At 57.8% G+C, this 15,707-nt stretch carries 15 protein-coding genes and 1 pseudogene; 3 read left to right on the top strand and 13 right to left on the bottom strand.

Going from position 1 to position 15,707, the window contains the following annotated elements:
- Positions 1–161: 161 nt before the first annotated feature.
- A complete protein-coding gene (locus tag B5525_RS24055; RefSeq protein ID WP_154073393.1) occupies positions 162–1,406 on the bottom strand; it encodes an ammonium transporter in 1,245 nt (414 codons plus the stop codon).
- Between the two features lie 662 nt (positions 1,407–2,068).
- Between B5525_RS24055 and B5525_RS24050 the strand changes: the two are divergent.
- A pseudogene (locus B5525_RS24050) lies at positions 2,069–4,135 on the top strand (copper-translocating P-type ATPase).
- Here the strand turns inward: B5525_RS24050 and B5525_RS24045 are convergent.
- The 3 genes from B5525_RS24045 to B5525_RS44305 all read right to left on the bottom strand — a co-directional run bounded on the left by B5525_RS24045 (position 4,103) and on the right by B5525_RS44305 (position 6,691).
- The gene (locus tag B5525_RS24045; RefSeq protein ID WP_079573723.1) at positions 4,103–4,867 is read right to left on the bottom strand and encodes a glutathione binding-like protein; all 765 of its coding nucleotides are present in this window, start codon (positions 4,865–4,867) and stop codon (positions 4,103–4,105) included. The pseudogene B5525_RS24050 and the gene B5525_RS24045 sit on opposite strands and share 33 nt — an antisense overlap.
- A gap of 224 nt (positions 4,868–5,091) precedes the next feature.
- On the bottom strand, positions 5,092–6,093 hold the full coding sequence (locus tag B5525_RS24040; protein WP_244567562.1) for a helix-turn-helix domain-containing protein: 1,002 nt from the start codon (positions 6,091–6,093) through the stop codon (positions 5,092–5,094).
- Between the two features lie 382 nt (positions 6,094–6,475).
- On the bottom strand, positions 6,476–6,691 hold the full coding sequence (locus tag B5525_RS44305) for a hypothetical protein (protein WP_154073392.1): 216 nt from the start codon (positions 6,689–6,691) through the stop codon (positions 6,476–6,478).
- A 517-nt stretch (positions 6,692–7,208) separates the two neighbouring features.
- Between B5525_RS44305 and B5525_RS24035 the strand changes: the two genes are divergently transcribed.
- Complete coding sequence (locus B5525_RS24035) at positions 7,209–7,868, top strand: sensor histidine kinase (RefSeq protein ID WP_079568228.1); 660 nt, start codon at positions 7,209–7,211, stop codon at positions 7,866–7,868.
- A 76-nt stretch (positions 7,869–7,944) separates the two neighbouring features.
- Positions 7,945–8,295 carry a hypothetical protein gene (locus B5525_RS24030; protein WP_079568227.1) on the top strand — a complete coding sequence of 117 codons (351 nt, stop codon included), beginning with the start codon at positions 7,945–7,947 and terminating at the stop codon, positions 8,293–8,295.
- A gap of 70 nt (positions 8,296–8,365) precedes the next feature.
- Here the strand turns inward: B5525_RS24030 and ureG are convergent, their stop codons facing one another.
- The 9 genes from ureG to B5525_RS23985 form a co-directional block, all read right to left on the bottom strand.
- Positions 8,366–9,037, bottom strand: a complete 672-nt coding sequence (ureG, locus tag B5525_RS24025) for an urease accessory protein UreG (RefSeq protein ID WP_079568226.1) — start codon at positions 9,035–9,037, stop codon at positions 8,366–8,368.
- A complete protein-coding gene (locus tag B5525_RS24020; protein WP_079573719.1) occupies positions 9,034–9,732 on the bottom strand; it encodes an urease accessory protein UreF in 699 nt (232 codons plus the stop codon). The genes ureG and B5525_RS24020 overlap by 4 nt, the downstream gene beginning before the upstream one ends.
- A gap of 40 nt (positions 9,733–9,772) precedes the next feature.
- The gene (gene ureC / locus B5525_RS24015) at positions 9,773–11,476 is read right to left on the bottom strand and encodes an urease subunit alpha (protein WP_079568225.1); all 1,704 of its coding nucleotides are present in this window, start codon (positions 11,474–11,476) and stop codon (positions 9,773–9,775) included.
- 10 nt (positions 11,477–11,486) lie between these two features.
- Positions 11,487–11,828 (bottom strand): urease subunit beta, encoded by a 342-nt coding sequence (locus B5525_RS24010; protein WP_079568224.1) that lies wholly within the window; start codon positions 11,826–11,828, stop codon positions 11,487–11,489.
- Position 11,829: 1 nt separating this feature from the next.
- On the bottom strand, positions 11,830–12,405 hold the full coding sequence (locus tag B5525_RS24005) for a HupE/UreJ family protein (protein WP_079568223.1): 576 nt from the start codon (positions 12,403–12,405) through the stop codon (positions 11,830–11,832).
- 9 nt (positions 12,406–12,414) lie between these two features.
- Positions 12,415–12,717 (bottom strand): urease subunit gamma, encoded by a 303-nt coding sequence (locus B5525_RS24000; RefSeq protein ID WP_079568222.1) that lies wholly within the window; start codon positions 12,715–12,717, stop codon positions 12,415–12,417.
- A gap of 25 nt (positions 12,718–12,742) precedes the next feature.
- Positions 12,743–13,654 (bottom strand): urease accessory protein UreD, encoded by a 912-nt coding sequence (locus B5525_RS23995; RefSeq protein ID WP_079568221.1) that lies wholly within the window; start codon positions 13,652–13,654, stop codon positions 12,743–12,745.
- 116 nt (positions 13,655–13,770) lie between these two features.
- Positions 13,771–15,048: a beta-propeller fold lactonase family protein gene (locus B5525_RS23990; RefSeq protein ID WP_079568220.1), complete on the bottom strand. Its 1,278-nt coding sequence runs from the start codon at positions 15,046–15,048 to the stop codon at positions 13,771–13,773.
- A 64-nt stretch (positions 15,049–15,112) separates the two neighbouring features.
- Positions 15,113–15,649: a cytochrome P460 family protein gene (locus B5525_RS23985; protein WP_244567561.1), complete on the bottom strand. Its 537-nt coding sequence runs from the start codon at positions 15,647–15,649 to the stop codon at positions 15,113–15,115.
- Positions 15,650–15,707: the final 58 nt, after the last annotated feature.

The raw sequence follows: 15,707 nt of genomic DNA, 5'->3' as shown, positions 1-15,707 counted from the left end.
ATTCGTGATCGGCGGTGCGGTCGTCGCTGGGATCGTTGCGACGGTGATCATGCTCGGTATGCGCGGGATGCGCGTCCTGTTCGTCTGAATCGGGGGCGGTGCAGGATAGAGACTGCCGATCTATTTCTCGCGCATCCAGGGCTACAATGCCGAACAGACGGTCATCGGTCCTCCGAATAGGCCGCTTCTCCAAGGAGACCAGCGTCTAGCCCCAGCTTCTCTGTTTCCTCATCCACGCGAACCGAAGTGACGCAGTTAATCAGCCATAGCGCCGCGTAGCTAAAGGCAAACGCCCAGGCCGCCGATACAACGACGGCAATGCACTGCCAAAGAAAGAACCGAGTGCCACCGGACAATAAACCTGCCGCACCGTGTAGATTCCAGCTTTTCGCAGCGAATACTCCGAGCAGGATGGCGCCGAGAACCCCGCCGACACCATGCACTCCCCACACGTCTAGCGCGTCATCCCACCCAAAGACCTTTTTTATCGCAACGGCGTAATAGCAGCCCAGTCCGGCCGAAAAGCCGATTACCGATGCGATAGCGAAGGACACATAACCGGCAGCTGGGGTAATGGCCGCAAGACCAGCAACCGCACCAGTCATGAGGCCGACAAAATTGGGCCGCCGAACGTTGGCCCATTCCAAAACAAGCCAAGCGAATCCAGCGAAAGCCGCTCCCAATTGCGTGTTGACAAAGGATGAAACGGTTACCCAATCTACGCCGACTTCTGATCCAGCATTGAAGCCAAACCAGCCAAACCACAACAACCCCGCACCTAGTGCCATTAATGGAACATTGTGGGGTGCATCAGTGCTATCGCATCTACGCCCTACGAATATCACTGAGGCTAAAGCTGCAAACCCAGCTGTGGTGTGTACAACAATCCCGCCAGCAAAATCCAACACGCCCATTCTTGAAAACAAACCGTCCGGACTCCAGATCATGTGAACGAACGGGAAATACACGAAAATCAGCCAGGCAGTGAGGAAGAGCAAGTACGCACTGAAAGTTACCCGATTAGCAAACGCACCAGTAATTAGAGCAGGCGTAATAATTGCGAACATCAGTTGATATACAAAATGCAACCCGAGAGGAATGCCAGAGTTATTTCCGGTGTAAATTGTATTCAAGCTAACGCCTCTCAAAAAGGCAAAATATGTTGGATCACCAGTCACGCCGTGCCAAGTCGGTCCGAAGCACATCGAATAACCAATGCAGAACCAAAGTATTGTTGTCCAACACAAAGACGCGAAACTTTGGATCATAACAGTCAGTACGTTCTTCTTTGTGACTAGACCTCCGTAAAAAAATGCAACGCCGGGTGTCATCAGCATCACTAATGCTGAACATACAAGCATGAACGTCGTGTTTCCGATATTGAGTTCAGGCGAGTCGGCAAGCATGATCTTCACCTCTATCGTATCGCCCCGTCGATGCCCGTCGATTCGCCAGTCACGACCACTACTCGCCTTCCAAATCGCTGCCGACCCCGGTCCCATCATTCCACATCGTCGGAATATGAGCGGCGGCGCGAATGGCAATCTTGTGCCTGATCGTAGGCGCATCTGAACGCCACCGCTTTTGCCATCTTGCTTCCCTCGACGCAGTCTTGTCCCGATTGTCACAGCAGCCAACGGCAGGAGCTCCCCGTATGCTGCCAGCACCGATGCAGGTCGCGAGCGGGACTCTCTCCATGTCCAACCGGCGGAAACGGCAGGGCTGCGCAAGCAGGCACGCCGGAAAGCAAGGTGCGGCTGGACTTGATTAGCAGGGCGTGCCGGCCGCAAACTGGTCGAACCACGTTGACAGGAAGCGGCGTCAGCGCGAGGGAAAACCGGCCTGATCGATCAACACATCGCGAGCAGCGATACGGCTCCAATGGCGCTAAATCCAAGGCGCTGCGGTAGGTACGCGGCTTCTTTAGCAACGCTGAAACAATCGTAGCAACCAACCTACAGCGGGTTCGCGCGGGTTCCTGTAAAAGGCCCGGCAACCAACAAAACGAACGACGTCACCATGCGATCCCTATTAACGCATCGTCCACTCATGAGCGACGGGCTGCCCAATGAACACGGTCGTACCTAGGCAACGAAGCGATCGCGAGCCGACGACTTACGGATCCATGCAGCATGCTCTTATAGATCACGTCCATGCTGGACATAACCATGCGGCGATGGTCACCGATTTTCAGCATCGGTTTTGGGTCTCGCTCGTACTGACATTTCCGGTCCTCGCGCTTTCACCTGGGATCCAAAACCTTCTCGGCTTGCACTGGATCGCCTTCCCTGGCGACTCTTACCTACTCTTTGGCCTCTCTGCCGTCGTTTTCTGGTACGGCGGCTGGCCGTTCCTTTCAGGACTTGTCAGCGAACTGTCGAACATGCAGCCCGGAATGATGACGCTGATTAGCGTCGCGATCACCGTGGCGTTCACCTATTCGAGCGCGGTCATATTTGGCCTCCCTGGCAAGGTGTTCTTCTGGGAATTGGTAAGTCTTCTCGACGTGATGCTTCTCGGGCATTGGATCGAGATGAGGTCAGTCATTGGAGCGTCGCGAGCCCTGGAAAAGCTGGTGCAGCTCCTGCCCGCGACAGCGCACCGCTTGGGGGCGGATGACCACGCGGAAGACATTCCTGTTGCGACGCTACGCCCCGGAGATCGCATCCTGGTAAGGCCGGGCGAACGCGTCCCGACGGACGGTATCATCCTCACGGGCCGATCAAGTTTCAATGAAGCGCTGCTGACGGGGGAGTCACGCCCCGTCGAGAAAATCGAGGGGCAGGACGCAGTTGGCGGAGCGATCAATGGCGAGGGCGCCGTCATCCTTGAGGTACACAAGACCGGCGATGAAACCTATCTGCATCAGATCATCAGTCTCGTCAGGCAGGCCCAGGAAACGCGGTCTCGCACACAGGACTTGGCTGATCGCGCGGCGCTTTGGTTGACCTGCATTGCCCTCTTGCTAGGTGCCGCAACGCTCATTCTGTGGCTTTGGTTTGGTCAAGCCTTCGACTTTGCGCTCGAACGAATGGTTACGGTGATGGTCATCACTTGTCCCCATGCGCTCGGTCTCGCTGTGCCGCTAGTCGTGGCAGTCAGCACGCGACTCTCGGTGGAGAGCGGCCTTCTCATCCGCGATCGCGCCGCCTTCGAGCGCGCGCGTACCCTGGGCGCTGTGTTGTTCGATAAGACCGGAACCTTAACCGAGGGTCGCTTCGGCGTGTCGGAGGTGGTTGCATTGGCTGACCTGCGCGAAGATGAAGTCCTTGCTTGGGCCATCGGTGTCTAAACTCAATCGGAACATCCGATCGCCCGAGCCGTGGTGCGCGCTGCCGAGGAACGCCGCATCGAGCCGAAATCCGGCCAGGCGTTCATGAGTCTGCCGGGACGCGGTGCCCAAGGCTCGGTCGACGGGCGTACCGTCAAGGTTGTGAGCCCCGGCTGTATTCGAGAGCATGGGCTTGCTGTCCGAAGCGAGCGGATTGAGCAACTCGGCCATGACGGAAATACGGTGGTTTACGTACTCATCGACGACAGGCTAGTGGGTGCCATCGCTCTAGCCGATGTAATCCGACAAGAGTCCTTCCATGCGGTCTCACGTTTAAAGGAGGCGGGTATACGGTGCATGATGGTCACTGGCGACACGAAAGAGGTCGCCAGGTCCGTCGCCGCGCGACTTGGACTCGACGAGTATTTTGCCGAAACTTTGCCGCATCAGAAAGTGCAAAGAATACGGGAGACTAAAGCGAACGGTCTCGCTGTGGCCATGGTCGGTGATGGCGTCAATGACGCGCCGGCGCTGGTCGAGTCCGACCTTGGCATCGCGATTGGCGCGGGGACGGACGTAGCGATCGAGTCGGCGGACGTAGTCCTCGTGCGCAGCGACCCCCGGGACGTACTTGCAATCCTGGAGCTTTCGCAGGCAACGTACAGGAAGATAGTCCAGAATCTTCTCTGGGCGACGGGCTATAACGTCATCGCCATTCCGCTGGCCGCCGGTGTCGCCTATCCCTGGGGCATCCTCCTCAGCCCGGCCATCGGCGCAGCTCTGATGTCGCTGAGCACGATCATCGTGGCCATTAATGCAAGCTTGCTTGAACTACGCCGGGAAGCCGGGCGGGAGACAAAATAGGGCCGGTCGGGCTGGGCTCATACGCCTCTCCTCTGCCGGCGCTCTACTGGCGGTCTGGCCGAACAGGAGCTTCTTGCCTTCCTCGGTGACTGTGGGGCGGCTCGAGTACGGCTCGCCTTTCGCGTAGGCCCGCTGCGTCCCGGGGCGCGCGCGCACCGTGTCGAACCAGCGCCGCAGGTTCGGGAAGTCGTCCAGATTCTGCTGCTGGCGCTTCCAGGAAACGATCCACGGATAGGAAGCCATGTCGGCGATGCCGTAGTCGTCGCCGGCGATAAACGCGCGGTTTTCGAGATGGCGGTCGAGAACGCCGTACAGACGGCTCGTCTCGTTCACGTAGCGGTCGATCGCGTAAGGAATCCTTTTCGGCGCGTAAATGCCGAAATGGTGGTTCTGTCCGGCCATCGGTCCCAGTCCGCCCACCTGCCAGAACAGCCACTCCGTCGCGGTGTTCCGGCCGCGGACGTCCTTCGGCAGGAAGCGGCCGATCTTCTCGGCCAGGTACAACAGGATGGCGCCTGACTCGAACACCCCGATCGGCTCGCCGCCGTCGGCCGGCGCGGTATCGATAATCGCCGGCATGCGGTTGTTCGGCGAGATGGCGAGGAAGTTGGGCTTGAACTGGTCGCCGGCGCTGATATCGACCGGATGGATCGTGTAGTCGGCTCCCACTTCCTCCAGGAACATCGTGATCTTGTGACCGTTCGGCGTGGGCCAGTAGTAGAGGTCGATCATTTTGGTCTCCTTGGCTTGTTCGCCAAATGCGAAGCTGCAAACGCCGCCCCCGGGGGCCAAAAGGCGGCCTGCGTTCGTCGAATTCGTGCGAAGAACCTAAAGGAGACTTTGGCGATCGGTAGTGAGGTCGGTGGATTAGGCTTTATTCCGCCCGGGAATGAACATTTGGCCCAACTTAGGTCGGGCTTAAGCAGCTCCCGCGAGAGGTGACGCGTGTTGTCGCTCTATTTGAACTCCCTGCGATATTCGCTCGGTGTCCAGCCTGTATTTTTGCGAAAGGCCACGCTGAACGAGCTCGTTTGAGAATAGCCAAGCGTAAACCCGATGTCCGTGATCGAGATTGATCGATCTGCCAAGAGCAGTTTGGCTTGTTCAATGCGCCTTTGTACGTGGTAATGATGCGGCGGAACCCCGAAAGATTGTTTGAAGGCCCGACAAAAATGGTGCTGGCTTAGACGGGCGAGTTGCGCAAGCGTACTGAGACAAATCTGTTCGCCTAGATGTTCTTCAATATAGCCCACGACAGCTCGCTTTTGCCAACAAGCCAGGCCTCCACGATTCAGGGCCGTATCACGAGCAGCGTTATCGTAACAGCGGGACAGCTCAATTGCGAGCACGCTAGAGAGAGCGGACAGGTAGAGCGTTCTCTTTGCTTGCCCATTCTCGATCGCGCTTTTCAACTTGGTTGCGGTTTCCCAAACACCGGAGTCCTCGAAATGTATTCTCGCCGCATAGTCGTCTCCTCCATCGTTTCGGAGGACGGTTGGATCCAAATACAGAAACGTCAAGCGGGTGGACGCGGCGGTTTCAAGCCACTCTCGATAGCCGCAACCGGCCGGGACGAACGTAAGCTTCTTCGCAACATTCCGAATCTTGGACGGCGCAAATCCGTCAATTGAAGTTTCCCCGTCCCGGCGGCCTCCCTCATTGTACATTGCCAAGAGGTGAACAGGACCTTGAAATTGAAGTTCGACCCTCCTTCCAATCGGCGCATGTACGTTCTCCACGAACCAACCGGGACGACCAGTACCGAGACGCTTTACGGAATCGACCGGCGCAATTTGGACAGTGGGATGAAGAAACCTATCGTCACTTGACTGCCAGGATTTGATACCGACCGGCGGTCTGATCTGCTCCAAATCTCGAAAGTCAACTTCAGCTCGATCTGTACCACCATCTGGCGAGTTTACTCTTCCGGGGCTTACGCTCGGCGTGCTCGTCATCATCGATTTCACCTACTGACTGCTTCTTATGCGACATGCTACCTATCCGAGATTATAACCCCGAGCTCCGCACCGCCCTATTCCGACCTAGGTTACTCCCAGTTCCCTTTTGGTTTTAGTCACACAAACCAACGTCCATTCTTGGCCCTTCCCCGGCTATAGCCGTCGAGAGGCAATTGCATTGTCAGTTGCTGGCTACGCCACCTCGATCGCTGGGCTCGGCAATTTATCAATCCGCGACACTGCCACTATGTCGCCAGGAAACGCTACAGCCGCTACTCAAATTGAATTTCAGCGCGAAGTGACTGGAACCTGGGAGAAATTTTCGATGGCAGCGGCACGGAGCCGATCCTACCTAGCAGCGGGAGTATGTTCGCAGCGCGCGTTAATCTGACAAGATCTCTTCAACCGCAACAATCCTGAAATAGCAGGCAGGATCGAGTCCGCCCATAATACGCGGGACTTTCGTCCCCACTAAAGTGAGGTTTGGAAATGTTTGAGAGATCAGCAGCACCACAAGCCACCTGTGCGGCGCTAGGTTTTGTCTTGACCATGCAATCAGCGACAGCCGCACTGCACCACGCGCATAAACAATCATCATAGGCAGGCAATTTCGCAATGGCGTCCCTCTGACGCCAATGCGGCAGTGTCGCAGCAAGTCGATTCATAGTGGACACATCCAAAAAATGGCGCGGAATAAGCACCCGCAGGTCACTCGTTGCGCGCGCGAACCCAAGCCCATTCAGCCGGTCTCGTCCACTTAGAGAGTGACTTCAGTGCGATGAGAATGGGTCGTCTATCTTCCAAGGTGCGATCATGCATTTACTTTCACGAGTTACGGTTCTCCTGGCCTTCACTGTCACACCTCTAGCTGCAATGGCCGAACCAGCCTCGGTTACGCCACCAGGGGCGGGCGTAGGCCTGGCTGAGAACGTTCGCGTACAGCCACGCGGGAGCACCTTTGCTCCGAACTCCGCCGGAGAAGAGGCCGTACAAGAGCGCGCCACGATTTTTAACGCGAGGCAGAGGCTTCTGGACGCTTGGTTCGATAGAAAGCTGACCATCTGTCGCGGTTGTTAGCAACATTGTGTTAATTCCCCCCGCAACAAGTGAAACATATGAAACCGACCATCTCCGATTCATTTGAAAGCGCGACGGCAATTCCGGCTTATGAGGTTGCGCTTTCAAAGCGCAACGCGTCACTTGAACTGCTGGCCAAAGAACTTCAGCATCGTATTCGCAATCTTGTCACTGTAGTTCAATGTTTCGTCAAGAATACTGAGGCCAGCACGGCAGACGACTATCGCGTCGCTCTCATGGCCAGGCTCGTAAATTTATCAGACGCCTACAACCTGATCGAGGGCGCGCGAGAGAATCGCGTCTCTCTAGCGGAATTGCTCGAACGAACCCTAAAGCCACATGTCACCTTTCTGCGCGATCGAATCCTTGTCGCCGGACCCGACATCGTGCTTGAACCACGCCTTGCTTTATCGCTTCACATGATCTTTCACGAACTCGCGACTAACGCCAGCAAGCACGGCGCCCTGGCGTCTACGTCCGGAGCGGTTGAAGTGCTTTGGGATGTTCGTTCCGATGGTGGGGATCACGCTCTCGCCGTGCAGTGGCGCGAGCACGGTGGACCAGAGGTGCACAAGCCCCGGCACGAGGGGTTTGGCCTCCGCCTCATCTCAAAAGTGCTGTCTGGTGCACGGGTCGAAATGGACTTCGCTCCGGTCGGCCTTCTTTGTCGCCTTCGGGTTGAAATCGATCCATCATAGGCACCGCGAGAGGAGCGGTCGGGTTGTCTTAAAGACGGTCCCTCGCTGCTTGAGCCTACGGCAACGAGCCAACCAAATGTCTGATGCTTATTTCTGTGTCTTCTGGGCCGAAAAGAATGCCGAGCGTAAGGCTCAAGGTGCCGAGGTGTTGAACTTCCGCGAAGCTCGCAGGGAATTCGGCTGCCATGCTCCGCCTCCAGGCGCCGTCACGCTCTGCTTGGGCAGCGAAGATATCCGTGCTTTCCCCGGCAAAACGCCGGAAGGTAGGGACGCCTGGTACGCGCAGTATCGGCAAGTGAGCGCGAAGGGCGTTCTCTGGCGCATGATCAACGATGCTAACAAGCAACCCATCTGCTACGTCGGCGCGACCGAAGCACTCAACGCCGCAAAGCTTGCCCGTGACAGCGGTGGGACTACGAGTCGATAATCCGGACAAACCGCATCAGGAGATCGAACTCGCTGGTGGAGTGGAGTTGCCGGGTAAGCAAGCTTCAAGCTTAGAGGGTCGTTGCGGCCAACCCGCCCTTCTCGAGAATGAAGCCGGCGATTTCATCGACCCCCTGTCCGCACTTCAGATTGGAAAAAATGAACGGCCGCGTAGTTCGCATTCGTCGGGCGTCTGATTCCATAACCTGAAGATTGGCACCCACCAAGGGAGCCAGATCGATCTTGTTGATCACGAGCAGATCGGAGCGCGTTATGCCGGGGCCACCTTTGCGTGGGATCTTTTCACCTGCGGCGACGTCGATCACGTAGATAGTCAAGTCCGCGAGCTCGGGACTAAAGGTTGCCGCGAGATTGTCGCCACCCGATTCCACGAAACACAGATCTGCTTGCGGGAATTTCAAATTCATATCCTCGATCGCGGCGAGGTTCATGGAGGCGTCCTCACGTATCGCCGTATGCGGGCAGCCGCCTGTCTCAACGCCCATGATGCGGTCTGCCGGTAGCGCTTGCGCGCGGGTCAGGATGAGCTGGTCTTCCTTGGTGTAAATGTCGTTGGTTATCACATAGAGGTCGTAGAAATCCCGGAGATGCTTGCATAAAGCCTCTATAAGCGCGGTCTTGCCCGAGCCGACTGGGCCCCCGATCCCGACGCGGAGCGGGCCGTGATGTGCGGGAGCGGACCTGTTGGGGAGAAGCCGCTTTTCGCTTTCAACCGTCTTCATGACCGGAACAACCTCGTATACTGGGTTTCGTGCGCAATGGAGGCGAGTTCGACCATGAATCCCGCTGAACCCAGGTCGTCGAGCGTGGCGCACCTTCCTTGCGCGCTTGCGAACAATATGGCGTTCTCAAGCTCCGCGATAGCGAGTTGACCGTCGGTTTGCCCGAGGGGGATTAGCCGCACGCCGGCGGTTACCAAATTGGCAACGTAGCTGTGCAGAAAAGCCGGAAGCGCCAGGCGCACCGGAATCCGCTCCCTTGCCGAGCGAGCGCCGAGGACAACGGCCAGGACCGGTTGAAACTGCATGTCCGAGAAGAAATCCAGGATCCGATCGAACCACACTTGGCGGAGTGTGTTGAGGCAAGCGGTCGCCTGCTGCGACGATTCAAGCCCGAATTCCGATGTCCCGCGGGCGGCCGCCGCCAGCTCCGCGACCCGCATCAGTTTAACCCGGTCGTTGTCGATTGCGCTGCGATATGCCTCGCTGAAAAAGATTGCTTCATTGCGTCCGGATCCGTAACAAAGATCCGCCTCGAGCCAATCGACCAGGCTTGAGCGGTCATGGACGTGACCAGCTTCGGCAGCCCATTCGAGACCGTGCGAGTAACTGTAGGCGCCATTCGGGAAGGTCGGCGAAAGCCAGCTTTGCAGTCGCAAGAATGATAGAGGCGAACACCGGAACTCCTCGCTCGTCATGATGCTCGTCCATTGCGCGTTGTGAGTACGTGTCGGCATGTCAATACATAAAGTAGCGTTGAGCCATTGGCAGCACCTTCGCGGGTTCGCACGTCAGCAGCCGGCCATCTGCGCGCACCTCATAGGTTTCCGGATCGACCTCCATGTGAGGGACCGCGTTGTTGATAATCATCGAATGCTTACCGATCTTGCGCGTGTTCGAGACAGGAAGCAGTTGCTTCGCAAGCCCGAGCTGCCTTGTCTTTTCCAGCGAAGCCTGGCTGACAAAGGTCACCGAACTTTTGCCCAGGGAACGGCCGAACGCGCCGAACATCGGCCGATAGTATTGAGGTTGGGGAGTGGGAATAGAAGCGTTAGGATCGCCCATGATAGCCGCAGCGATCGTGCCGGATTTGAGAACCATGTCGGGCTTAACGCCGAAAAAGGCCGGATCCCAGATTGCGATGTCTGCGAGCTTCCCGACTTCAATCGAGCCGATGTAGGTGGAAATGCCCTGGGCTATCGCGGGATTGATCGTGTATTTCGCAACGTAGCGCCGCGCTCGGAAATTATCGTTACCACCATTCTCTTCAGCCAACCTCCCGAACTGCTTTTTCATCTTATCGGCTGTCTGCCACGTACGGGTAATCACCTCACCGACGCGCCCCATCGCTTGGCTGTCTGACGAGACGATTGAGAGTGCTCCCAGATCGTGCAGAATGTCTTCCGCGGCTATCGTCTCCTTGCGTATGCGGCTCTCAGCGAAGGCGACGTCCTCCGGAATTCGACGATCGAGATTATGTGTAACCATAAGCATATCGAGCGCTTCATCGAGCGTATCCACCGTGTAGGGCCGCGTCGGATTTGTCGAAGCCGGGATAACATTCCCTTCGCCACACACCTTTATGATATCCGGCGCATGTCCGCCTCCGGCGCCCTCAGTGTGAAACGTATGGATCGTTCTGCCTTTGAATGCGGCGATGGTTTTTTCCACGTAACCGCCCTCATTAAGCGAGTCGGTATGGATCAGGACTTGCACATCCATGTCGTCCGCGACAGAAAGGCAGCAGTCGATAACAGCGGGCGTCGCGCCCCAGTCTTCGTGCAACTTGAGGCCGCACGCACCAGCTTCGATCTGCTCAACGAGGCCAGCGGCCAGACTCGCGTTACCTTTACCGAAAATACCGAGGTTCATCGGGAAAGCATCGGCCGCCTCGAGCATCCGCTGGATATGCCAAGGGCCTGGCGTGCAGGTTGTTGCCGCCGTACCTACCGCCGGTCCGGTTCCCCCGCCCATCATAGTTGTTAGACCTGAATAGAGCGCCTCCTCGATCTGCTGCGGGCAAATGTAGTGTATATGGGTGTCGATACCCCCAGCGGTGATGATCTTGCCTTCTCCTGCGATGATCTCGGTACCAGGTCCGATGATTATATCGACGTTGGGCTGCACATCGGGATTGCCGGCCTTCCCGATCCTTGAAATGAGCCCATCCTTGATAGCGATGTCCGCCTTCACGACCCCCCAATGATCAAGAATCAGGGCGTTGGTGATGACTGTATCAACCGCTCCCTCGCTGCGCGTACGTTGCGATTGTCCCATGCCGTCACGAATGACTTTCCCGCCGCCGAACTTTACCTCCTCACCATAGGTCGTGAAGTCTTTCTCCACCTCGATGAGCAGATCAGTATCTGCGAGACGAACTTTGTCCCCGACCGTCGGGCCAAACATCTGCGCGTAGGCGGCGCGGCGCATTATGTGGGGCATTTTCGTTACCTCAATTGCCAGAATTAGCCGAAGTGCCGCCTACGGGCGGCAGAGGCCCCATCACCCGGCCGCCAAAGCCATAGACTACGCGGGCACCGGTATAAGGGATCAATGAAACTTCGCGGGACTGCCCCGGCTCAAATCGCACGGCCGTCCCGGCCGGGATATCGAGGCGACAACCGACAGCGGCGTTCCGATCGAAAGCGAGAGCCGCATTTGTCTCGGCGAAATGATAGTGGCTACCCACTTGAATAGGTCGATCTCCGGTATTGGCAACCTCAATAGAGATAGCTGCCCTATCCTTGTTCAGGACAATCTCCTCGGATGCTGGAAAGATCTCGCCAGGGATCACGTCAGCCTCCCAATAACGACAATCCGACCACGGCCGCGCATCCACCCGCCGCGCGCAGCAAGAGCCTTCCGAGCGTGCTCCGCAAGCAGAAACCAGCTACGATGCCGACAGCATGGAGCGCAGAGGTTGCGAGCGCGAAACCTGCGGCATAGGGGATAAGCCTGCTGGCTGCGGCCGCCTCCGTTCCATGAGCGTGCCCATGGAAGAACGCGAAGAGACCGACGATCACGGCCCCCAGGGCTACCGGCGCCCGTACTCCGAACACAACGAACACTCCCAGCAAGACGACCGACAAGCAGATGGCCTGCTCGACGAAAACCATTTGCAAACCCGAGCTCGCCGCTGCAAAGCCGCCCAACATCGCTGCCACGAAGGTTGCCGGCCATACCACAACGGCACGGCCACCGGTGAACACACTCCAGAGGCCGACCATCGTCATAGCGATGAGGTGGTCTGCCCCGTTCAGAGGATGCGCAACTCCGGAACTGAACGAATTGCCAGGCCCTACACCGGAATGGGCGCAGGCCGGGAAGATCAACGCTTCGGACAATATAATGCAGATCAGGACTAATCGCATCGAGAGCTCCTATCGAATCGGATTGTGTACCGGCACAAGCTTCGTTCCGTCGGGGAATGTGGCTTCGACCTGCATCTCGCGGATCATTTCGGGAATGCCCTCCATGACTTGGTCCTGAGACAGTACTCGGCCGCTCTCGGACATGAGTTCGGCGACCGATTTCCCGTCGCGCGCTCCCTCCAGGATGAAGTCCGCAATCAGTGCGATACTCTCGGGATAATTGAGCTTGAGGCCTCTCGCGAGCCGCCCTCGCGCAACCATCGCTGCGACAGCTATCATTAGCTTGTCCTTTTCCCGCGGTGTAAGATTCAAGGCTTTCTCCGTCCCGTAACGGCCACTAACACGACCACATCTTCGGCACCCCGAACGGGCCCGCTCCAAGCTCTCGACTGAATTGCTCCAGCAAGCTACGCAGCCCACGCCTCAGATCGGCACTTGCTGCTGCGGCTACGCGCACAATGATGATCGCGTCGACGATCGTGGCGGCGCACCGGCAATCGAGCGAAGCCGCTATCTCGCGCAAAATCCTCAGCCGTGCATCAAGACTAGGTCCGAAATAGATGAGCGTTCCAACGGCCTTCCAATTGGAGAGCAGTGCCCTTCTGGGCAGCTGCGCGAACACCTCATCTGAGACGCGGAAACTATCCGCCCAGATGAGGCGGCCATCCCTTTTGATGTGCCAACTGTCCGATATGTGGCCACTAACGACTTCCTCTCCGCGCGCAGCACGACCGAATACCAACCATTCGAGCGCAATCAGCTCGGCTCCTGAGCAAAGATCGATCTCCGTCTGGCGACGAATGCGCGCCTGATTAAAGACGATTGTTTCTTGCGGGAGCCAAGCCAGCCTTGCCGTTCCGCACGCTTTCAACTTTGTCGCAACCAGCGCGGGTCGATCCAGTGCCCTGTAGATCTTTTCCGCAGCCTGCGTTGTGACCACGGCCGACGCATTGTCGAGCGCCACCACTTCAATTTCGAGCCGATCTCCACCGGCAATGCCGCCTGACGAGTTTATGATGACGGCCTCTTTCACCAGATCGTCGCCGATCCTTGGAAATACGAGGCCTATGGGAAACTTCTGGTAAACATCGGCGATTCGGGTACCCCTCTCTGAACCAACGAGCACGATCCGGCCAACTCCGTTGGCTCGCTCCAGATCGACGTCGCGCACATTTCCTCCGTGCGCGCCGAAGGCTCCAGGATGACCCGAGTCCTCGCCAGGATTACGCTGGTGCGTTGCTTCGAACATCGCGTCGATAAACTCCTGAGCGCGTTAGCTGAGGTTGCGGTTGACGCTGGCAAAACGAGGTGGGCGTGACAATTGGCCAAGCCGGTCACGCCCGAGCCCGTGTTGCGATAGTGGAATCAGAATCCCGCAAGCCCCTGCGGACTGTTGTACGGAATCTTGACGCTGGTAATCTCGTTGAGCGAACCATCCGGTTGAGTGGCGTAACCCACGAGCTTCGAGGCGTTGCCGTAAATCTGGTAAAGATAGGCACCGTCCGGTGTGAGCCAGTTGTCGCTAGGGCCGCTGGTCACGGTTCCGTTGAGTCCCCTGGCAGTGCCGTCCCCCGGGACCTTCGGACACGCGGGGTCCTTAGCGATCTCCAGGCCGCGACCGTTGATGTGATAGCTGCTGATGTTGCTGTAGCCGAAGTTCGTCGCGTACACTGTTCGGTCATCAGGGGAGACTACCGCCCAGCACAGCTCGGACGGCAGGCCTGCGCTCGTGTCGATCTTCACCAGCGGGCCGAATTTGACCGTGCCGTCCTCGCCGATGGTGGCCATGGCGCACCCGTCACTGACGGCATATCCGACGACAAAGGTATCCGGCCGGCCGTGCAGGAAGGCGATGTAGAACGGAGAGCCTCCTCCCGCGTCGAGGAACCTGGCGGTCCCGAGAGAGCCGTCCTTTTCCAGAGGGAATACGGCGAGGCCGTCGGGATCTGGCGCATTCGAGGCAATTGAGTGGAATGCGCCGCCAGCGCGCTGGACCCAGAGAATGGGCGAGCCGTCCGGATACAAGCCGGTGAGAGCGATCGGCTCATCGAAGGTGGTGCCGACAAGGACGAACTTCTCATTGGGCGAGACCACGACCATGGTGGCCACGCGGTTCCGCTTGCTATAGGTGTTGACCGTGTACCGTTCCGGACGCAGCTTGAGCTTGCCTTCGACGTCGACGGACATGAGCCGGAGATGGTCGGGGCCGAACGAGTGCAGCACGAAGAGCGTGCGGGTCTTTGGAGAAAAGGCCAGCGACTTGGCGGTGCCACTCCGTCCTTCAACCGGATTGCCGGTGGCTTTGACGTCCACCAGGGTAAGCTGGCCGTCGTCGGCAATACGGAAGGTGGAAACCGAATTGTCGCCGCCATTGGTCGCAAACAGGAAGCGCCGATCCGGCGTGATGATGACGCTTCCCGCACCTTCGAACGCGTTGGGTGCGCTTTCTTGGCCGCTGATCGGCTTGAACTCGCCTGAGCCTGCACCACGCGTGCCGATCCGCTCTACCTCGGTAAGCGCACCAGTCGCGCTCCGCTCGTAGTGGATAATTGCATTCTCGATTTCGTTGGTTTGAATGTAGAGATGTCCGGGGTGTCCTTTTGCCATGGACATGTCCTTCATCATCATTGCCTCTTTCGCCATCTGGCACTCCTTTGGTTGGGTTTGACTAAGGGGTAGGTCTGAGACTCTCCACGAAGCGTCCCCTCTATCGCTTCAATGCAGGGTATCCATCGACGTAGATCCAATCCGTCGCCTGCGCCGGCACGTGGCAGGACTTGCAATTCGCTCTATAGTCGGTGGATGTTGTCTTTGTGGGGTTGGCAGCGTCGAACCAAGACCAGCCCCACCCATCGCCCCACAAAGCGTTGCCGGGATAGCGGCCGGCACTGTCCTTCACCATGACGAACCAGCCTTTCAACTTCTCGGCGTGGCTGACAGTACCGGTCGTCATTTCCTTCGTAGCGGCTTCCAACACCTCTTTCACAAGCACCGTTCCGTCGGGAAATCGGCCGTCCTTGCGATAGGCCTCGATTGATCCCGGTGATGCGAGCACGACGTGTAGCTGCTTCGCGCCTCGGCCTTCATCAGCCGCTATGGCCCAGCTTCCGAGCTGCTGATAGGTGGTCTGATAGTCACGCGGAACGTGCAGGTTACCCGCCGCGTCGACCGCAGCTTCCGTTTGCGAGGCGCCGCCAATCGCAGTCGCCTGCATTGAACTGAGCGCCGCGATCGCAATGATCACTCCAATTCCCGAAATGCCGAGACTAAAGACTCGAATGGCTCTCATGACTCAGTCCTTC

The sequence above is a fragment of the Bradyrhizobium erythrophlei genome (genome assembly GCF_900129505.1).
Lineage (GTDB): Bacteria > Pseudomonadota > Alphaproteobacteria > Rhizobiales > Xanthobacteraceae > Bradyrhizobium > Bradyrhizobium erythrophlei_D.
This window is presented reverse-complemented; position numbering and strand designations above follow the sequence as displayed.

What these genes read in the sequence shown, in the direction of transcription:
- ureC (WP_079568225.1), bottom strand. Translation starts at nt 11,476, where the DNA reads ATGCCCCACATAATGCGCCGCGCCGCCTACGCGCAGATGTTTGGCCCG.
- B5525_RS23995 (WP_079568221.1), bottom strand. Translation starts at nt 13,654, where the DNA reads ATGTTCGAAGCAACGCACCAGCGTAATCCTGGCGAGGACTCGGGTCAT.
- B5525_RS24020 (WP_079573719.1), bottom strand. Translation starts at nt 9,732, where the DNA reads ATGACGAGCGAGGAGTTCCGGTGTTCGCCTCTATCATTCTTGCGACTG.
- B5525_RS23990 (WP_079568220.1), bottom strand. Translation starts at nt 15,048, where the DNA reads ATGGCGAAAGAGGCAATGATGATGAAGGACATGTCCATGGCAAAAGGA.
- B5525_RS24030 (WP_079568227.1), top strand. Translation starts at nt 7,945, where the DNA reads ATGTCTGATGCTTATTTCTGTGTCTTCTGGGCCGAAAAGAATGCCGAG.
- B5525_RS24005 (WP_079568223.1), bottom strand. Translation starts at nt 12,405, where the DNA reads ATGCGATTAGTCCTGATCTGCATTATATTGTCCGAAGCGTTGATCTTC.
- B5525_RS24045 (WP_079573723.1), bottom strand. Translation starts at nt 4,867, where the DNA reads ATGATCGACCTCTACTACTGGCCCACGCCGAACGGTCACAAGATCACG.
- ureG (WP_079568226.1), bottom strand. Translation starts at nt 9,037, where the DNA reads ATGAAGACGGTTGAAAGCGAAAAGCGGCTTCTCCCCAACAGGTCCGCT.
- B5525_RS44305 (WP_154073392.1), bottom strand. Translation starts at nt 6,691, where the DNA reads ATGATGATTGTTTATGCGCGTGGTGCAGTGCGGCTGTCGCTGATTGCA.
- B5525_RS24040 (WP_244567562.1), bottom strand. Translation starts at nt 6,093, where the DNA reads ATGATGACGAGCACGCCGAGCGTAAGCCCCGGAAGAGTAAACTCGCCA.
- B5525_RS24055 (WP_154073393.1), bottom strand. Translation starts at nt 1,406, where the DNA reads ATGCTTGCCGACTCGCCTGAACTCAATATCGGAAACACGACGTTCATG.
- B5525_RS24035 (WP_079568228.1), top strand. Translation starts at nt 7,209, where the DNA reads ATGAAACCGACCATCTCCGATTCATTTGAAAGCGCGACGGCAATTCCG.